This window comes from Campylobacter sp. BCW_6465 (assembly GCF_001762815.1).
Taxonomy (GTDB): Bacteria; Campylobacterota; Campylobacteria; order Campylobacterales; family Campylobacteraceae; genus Campylobacter_D; species Campylobacter_D jejuni.
Genome location: NZ_MJXN01000038.1, coordinates 1 through 5,507 on the forward strand (window position 1 = coordinate 1; position 5,507 = coordinate 5,507).

6 protein-coding genes and 1 pseudogene are annotated in these 5,507 nt (G+C 31.1%); 2 read left to right on the forward strand and 5 right to left on the reverse strand.

Annotated features, from left to right (window positions below; all coding sequences use genetic code 11):
• Nucleotides 1-81: 81 nt before the first annotated feature.
• From AJ886_RS02730 to AJ886_RS02750, 5 genes are all read right to left on the reverse strand, one after another.
• A complete protein-coding gene (locus AJ886_RS02730) occupies nucleotides 82-267 on the reverse strand; it encodes a hypothetical protein (RefSeq protein WP_057980536.1) in 186 nt (61 codons plus the stop codon).
• Nucleotides 264-455, reverse strand: a complete 192-nt coding sequence (locus AJ886_RS02735) for a sigma factor-like helix-turn-helix DNA-binding protein (RefSeq protein WP_002795448.1) — start codon at nucleotides 453-455, stop codon at nucleotides 264-266. Before AJ886_RS02735 ends, AJ886_RS02730 begins: the two co-directional genes overlap by 4 nt.
• Nucleotides 452-1,309, reverse strand: a complete 858-nt coding sequence (locus AJ886_RS02740; RefSeq protein ID WP_002790751.1) for an AAA family ATPase — start codon at nucleotides 1,307-1,309, stop codon at nucleotides 452-454. Before AJ886_RS02740 ends, AJ886_RS02735 begins: the two co-directional genes overlap by 4 nt.
• Before the next feature lie 187 nt (nucleotides 1,310-1,496).
• Nucleotides 1,497-3,614, reverse strand: a complete 2,118-nt coding sequence (locus tag AJ886_RS02745; protein ID WP_070287086.1) for a Mu transposase C-terminal domain-containing protein — start codon at nucleotides 3,612-3,614, stop codon at nucleotides 1,497-1,499.
• Nucleotides 3,615-3,815, reverse strand: a complete 201-nt coding sequence (locus tag AJ886_RS02750) for a hypothetical protein (RefSeq protein WP_002790505.1) — start codon at nucleotides 3,813-3,815, stop codon at nucleotides 3,615-3,617.
• 279 nt (nucleotides 3,816-4,094) lie between these two features.
• On the opposite strand from AJ886_RS02750, the gene AJ886_RS02755 reads away from it, so the two are divergent.
• Nucleotides 4,095-4,784, forward strand: coding sequence for an XRE family transcriptional regulator (locus AJ886_RS02755; protein WP_070278910.1), 690 nt, complete (start codon nucleotides 4,095-4,097; stop codon nucleotides 4,782-4,784).
• A 186-nt stretch (nucleotides 4,785-4,970) separates the two neighbouring features.
• Nucleotides 4,971-5,405: pseudogene (locus AJ886_RS02760) on the forward strand (hypothetical protein); the annotation flags it as partial.
• Between the last annotated feature and the right edge of the window lie 102 nt (nucleotides 5,406-5,507).

Sequence of the window (5,507 nt, forward strand, 5' to 3'; positions counted from 1 at the left end):
AATAAATTTAAGTTTTAAAAAACTTAATCAAATCCAGCGAAGCGACGCCGTTAAGGCGAGGTTTCTATAAAGTGCTTTAATTTAAGCACTTTTGTTAAGCTTTTTACCCAAATGAAAACGAATGATTTTTTTTGCAATATAATCAGGATAAATTCCTTTTAAAACATCTACAAACACTCCACTTTGCTTGTAATAAATCCCTACGCCTCTTACTTCAAAAAGACTTCTACTATAATCAGCTTTCTCACCTTTAATCATTGGTATCATTTTTTCTCTCCTTGTATTAAGTTTTCTTTCTTTGCTTTTTCTTTTTTGATTAAGTCAATCGTTTCAAAGATAGCCATCCACTTGTCTTTATTTTTAGGACTCTTTAACTTTCTAAGAGCTTCAGTATAGATTTGATGAACGCGTGTCACGCTAAGATTAAGTTCTTTAGCTATCTCTTCAAAACTCATAATATAACCATCTCGCTTGCACTAGTTAATAACTCATCATTGATTTCGCACTCTTCAAGTTCTGCAAGTCTTAAGGCCTTTTTTAAAAGCTTTGCAGAGCTTCTAAAATTACCATTGCTAAATTTAAAATAGCCCTTGCCAAAAAACTCATCACTTTCTTCCTTGCTAAGTCCTCTCATCATCCATTTACCACAAATCCTTGAGTAAAGTTGTTTAAGCTCTTTGTTTTTACCCATTAGGTTTTTGTATAAAATCTCAGTTCCTACTAAAATAAGAGGCACTCTAGCAAAATCCGCAATGCGTCTTAAATCCTCCAAAGCCTTTAGTGGTAGATATTCGGCTTCATCTACGATTAAAATCTTTTCATTGGTCTTTAAAAATCTTGCAATTGCTTTTAGTTTTGAAGCATTGTTGCTATTTGCTTCGATTTTAAGAGCATTTAAAAGCTCATCAAGCATTACACCCACACTTGTATGACAAGTTGCCTCTATTAAAATACTTTGTGGTCTGGTTTTAATAAACTCGTTTATAATAGTGGTTTTTCCTGTTCCTGCTTCTCCAAAAATAAGTGCGATTTCTTTTTCATTTACCGCTTCGCTCATTACAAAAGTAGCCATAGAAAAATCACGGCTTCTAAAAAGTTGTTCTTTTTTAGGTTTTTCATTTTGCTTATCTTTGTGATTAGCGATAAAATCTCTTATCTTTTTACTCCATAAAGCCACATCACCTTTATAGCTTGCACTTTTAATCTGTGAGATTAAAGAAGCACTCGCACCAATCGCTCTTGCCAATGCACTTGGCTTCATACCGCTTTGCTCTAAAAAGCATTCTAATTCTTTGCTTAGTTCTTGCATATAAATCCTTTTTTATAACTTCGCGGTGGAAATAAATTCCACCTTGCGATAAAGGGCGTTGCCCTTTTAAAATCCCTAAAGCCCCGTCCCACTGCCGTGGGGAGAACTTTTAAATTAAAGCTTTTTTAAAAGCTTTTAAAAACTTTCAAAGCGTGTTTAAATAGACTTTAAAAGCTTTTAAAGACTTTTAATATCCTGCCTTTTTGGCAGCATTTTCCCATTTTGGAATTTTGCATTTGGTATCTTTTATAACTTTTGTACTCAAATGTTCAAAATCACCATTGCTAACAAGGGCTTTTGAAAATTCAAGTTCTTTTTTAGCGTTGTTACTAGCTTTTGTTTTTGGAGCTTTGACTTTTTCTAGTTTTTCCTTGCCAAGAGCTAAATACTTTTCCATATTCTTTTCTAAAATCATTCTTTGCTCATCGATTTTGTCTTTATTTGCTTTTATGGCTCTATTTACAAGCTTTCTAGCAACTTTAGCTTCTTCAATGCTTACTCCAAGTTCTAAATCTAAGTTGTTTGCTACACAAATAAGTTCTTTTTGTTTATCAAAGCAAAAGATTTCATTTTGGTTATTAAGATTTTCACACACAAACACTTCTTCATGGGTGTATAATTTTGGATTATAAAAAAGAGTTCCATTAAGACTAAGTCCTTTATTTAGAACCTTTCTAAGCTTTAATTCACCGCCTAAATACATACTAAGGCTAAGCTCATCTATACTAATAGCATCGCTAATCTTTGCTTCAAAACTTTCTTTTGGAGTGGCACCTAGTCGGTCAAGCCATTTATTATTCATAAAATACGCACTATAATCATCAATACACTCTCTCATATACTCAAGCGTTTTAAGTCTTCTTTGATTTGTCTTATAGCCTTTTTTAAGTCTTCTTTCTTTTTTAGAATAAAAAAACTCAATAGCCTGTCTTTCTTTGATGTTAGCTCCTATATATCCGACGAGATTGGCTGTGAGTGAGTTTTGTAAATCTTTGAATTTATTTTCTACATAAGGCTTACTCCAGCCACTGTAAGCTGGCATTGCCTTATAATCAATATTTAATCTTTCTAAAAGTGCTTTAGTATTTTTGCTTAAAAATGCCTTGCCATTATCTGAGTGTATGCATTTTGGAACGCCATAAGTGCTGATGTATTTTGCGATGGCTCTTGCTATGCTTAAACTATCTTCACTAAAGCCTAGATAAAAGCTAGTTACACCACTATAAGTATCGATTAATGATATTATAGTGTAGCGTTTATGCCAAGAACACTCATCACCTTTTAAGCCATAAGTTTCATTGATAAAATCTACTTTACAAATAGCATCAAGTGGACTTGCATCAATTTCTACGATTTCATTGATGGTATTTACTTTCCAATTACTCACACCAAGTGCTGGCAGATGTCTGCTTATAGCTCCATCTTCGCCATGCAAGATGATATTTTTTATAAGTTTGTTTTCTTTTAAGTATTTTTTCATACTTCTTAAAACACACTCATAGCTTATAAATTCATCTTTTTTGCCTAGAAAATCTTTTAAATCTAACTTGCCATTCTTTGCTAATTCATAATTTAATACCCTGTGGATATTAGAAGCATTAAGCCTTCCTTTTTGAGCAAGCAAAGTATTTATAAAAAGCTCTTTTATACCAAGAGTGCTAATGGCATCATCTTTTTTATTTTCTCTTTTATCTATTAAAGCATCAAGTCCGTTTGCTAAGTATTCTTTTTGCCAAGCAAAGAGTTTGTTTTGTGTGAGCTTAAACTCATAGATTTTTTTAGCGTTAATGTAATTTATAAAATCATTTGTGCTTATCTTGCCTTTAGCATGGAGCCATTCTTTAACCACAGCAGCTTTTTGTAAGGCTAAATTTTGCTTTTTAGAACTGGCTTTTGCAAAGAGACTTAAGCTATCTTTGTTTATTTGTATTTGATTTTCGCTAAGTTTGGTTTTGTCAGTGTTTTGCACTTGCAAGGCTTTAGAATTTTTAAGCAAAACATCATCATTTAATGCTTTGCTTAAAGCTTCTTGTGTTGTTTTAGGAGTTATAGTAGTAGTATTGCTTATATCTTCTATGTTAAAACCTTGCTCTACTAGCTGTGTTTCTTCCTTATTTAAAGGTTTAGACCAGATTTGAAGGGTTTTACCACCGTGTCCTTTGCCTTGGGTGTATTTAAAGTGTATTATATGACTACCTGAAATACAAATTTTTTTAGTCTGCTTATTTGCACGAATACAAGATTTTTTAAGTGCTTCGTAATTTATATCATATTGCTTTGCAAATTCTTTACTGCTTATCCACATTTAAGCCACCTTAAATCCATCTTTTTCTAACATTTCTTTTAATTCTTTGGCTCTGCCTCTTATACCTTTTGTTTTGCCATAGCTCATATTTAAAAGCAGTCTATAATCGCTTTCATTTAACTTTTTAAATTTAGCCCAAGTACGAAGCTTAAAGCCTTTTTTGCTCATTTGCTCAGTTAAACTTGTAAAGCTTTTACGCATTTTTACTCCTTTATGGTATAATCACTTAAACCACTCCAAAAAAAGGAGTGGTAAAGATGATTTTATAACTCAAGTTTGAAAGTGATTTTTAGCTTCCAAACTTGAGTTTTACGACCACCTTTTTACACTTTAAAACTTTCATTTTAAAGCTCCAAAAGTGATATTATCCCCACCCACCCAAGCCACTTTTAAAAAAAATCTTTTTGTGATACAATTCTTTTAAAAGTAATAGAATTATAGTGTAATTTATTAAACTTGTCAAGACAAAAGGTGTATTTTATGAATATTTCTCAAAAAATTAAAAATGCTAGAGAAGCTAAAAACTTAACACAATTAGAATTAGCTAAATCAAGCGGTGTTTCACTGGATTCAATAAAAAGATATGAAACAAAAGAATCTAATATAACAATACATAATTTAATAAAAATTGCAAAAGTTTTAGATATTGATTTGAATTATTTTGCGAATGTCCCTAAGTTGTCCCTTAGTCTGTCTTCTAAAATGTCCCTAAGTCAAGATAAATGTGTCCCTAAGTTGGAAAATCAACAAGAAACCTTAAACGATGATATGATAAACATTCCTTTTTTTGAAAATGTAAGAGCAAGTGCTGGAAGTGGCACTTATAACGATGAAGAAAGCACTCAAGCTTTGGGACTTTCTAAAAGTTTTTTGCGTGAATGTTTTGGCTTATACTCTTTTATAAATCTCTCTGTGATTTTAGGACAAGGCGATTCTATGGCACCAACACTTCCTGAAAATTGCTATCTTTTAATCCAGCAAGGAGAAGTGGCAGAAGGCGAAATTTGTGTAACACGCATTGAAGATGAGCTTTATGTAAAACGCCTTCAAAAACGCCCCAAGCTAAAACTCCTTAGCGATAACAAAGCGTATGAGCCCATTAATTTAGAAGGTGAAAACTTTGAAATACTCGGACGCGTTGTAGGATATTTTAAAAAGACTACTCTTTAATTTTTAAAGGTGTTTAAAAGATTTTGTAAAGTATTTGTAAAAAGAATGTAAAAATGTGTAAAGCACAATGTAAAAAAATGTAAAGATAAAAGCTCACTTTGATTTCTAAAAAAATCTCATCAAAATACTATAAAATAATACTTTGATTAAAATTTCTCTCACTTTACTTTTTTACATATCTTTATAATTTTAGAAAATAATGATTATAAATTTATCGAAGAAGAAAAGGCAGATGATAGCTTTTTAAAAGAAATCATTCAAAGAGATCCAAATTCATTAGAATATGAAAATGTTTTAAAAAGTTTGGTAAAAAATTTAAAAGATATTAAAACAAAACAACAAAGCTCTAAATTAAATAATGATTATTCTTCTATTAGTATTAAAGATTTTGAAAGCATTGTTAATAATATACCCTTAATCAAATCCACGAGATTGATCAATATTTTAGCCCTTAGCCTAATCGCAAAAGAATTATATACTCCCATCTTTGAAGAAATGGAAGAAAATATGTTTATTAAATATCTTGAAGCTGCCATACAAAACAATATCAAAGAAGATAAGATTCTTTTTGAAAATCTTACCATCAAAGCATTGGAAAAGTATATTAAAGATTTTGAGTGATTTTTACTCTTTGATATTATGCTCTTTAGCATAAGCTAGTATTTTAGCTCGAAGTTCTTGCGGAAAATTATATCTATAAATAGCAGGAATTCTTGGATCAAG

Bases quoted from the DNA above. Each gene is read 5' to 3' on its own strand.
- AJ886_RS02730 (WP_057980536.1), bottom strand. From the start codon at position 267: ATGATACCAATGATTAAAGGTGAGAAAGCTGATTATAGTAGAAGTCTT.
- AJ886_RS02735 (WP_002795448.1), bottom strand. From the start codon at position 455: ATGAGTTTTGAAGAGATAGCTAAAGAACTTAATCTTAGCGTGACACGC.
- AJ886_RS02740 (WP_002790751.1), bottom strand. From the start codon at position 1,309: ATGCAAGAACTAAGCAAAGAATTAGAATGCTTTTTAGAGCAAAGCGGT.
- AJ886_RS02745 (WP_070287086.1), bottom strand. From the start codon at position 3,614: ATGTGGATAAGCAGTAAAGAATTTGCAAAGCAATATGATATAAATTAC.
- AJ886_RS02750 (WP_002790505.1), bottom strand. From the start codon at position 3,815: ATGCGTAAAAGCTTTACAAGTTTAACTGAGCAAATGAGCAAAAAAGGC.
- AJ886_RS02755 (WP_070278910.1), top strand. From the start codon at position 4,095: ATGAATATTTCTCAAAAAATTAAAAATGCTAGAGAAGCTAAAAACTTA.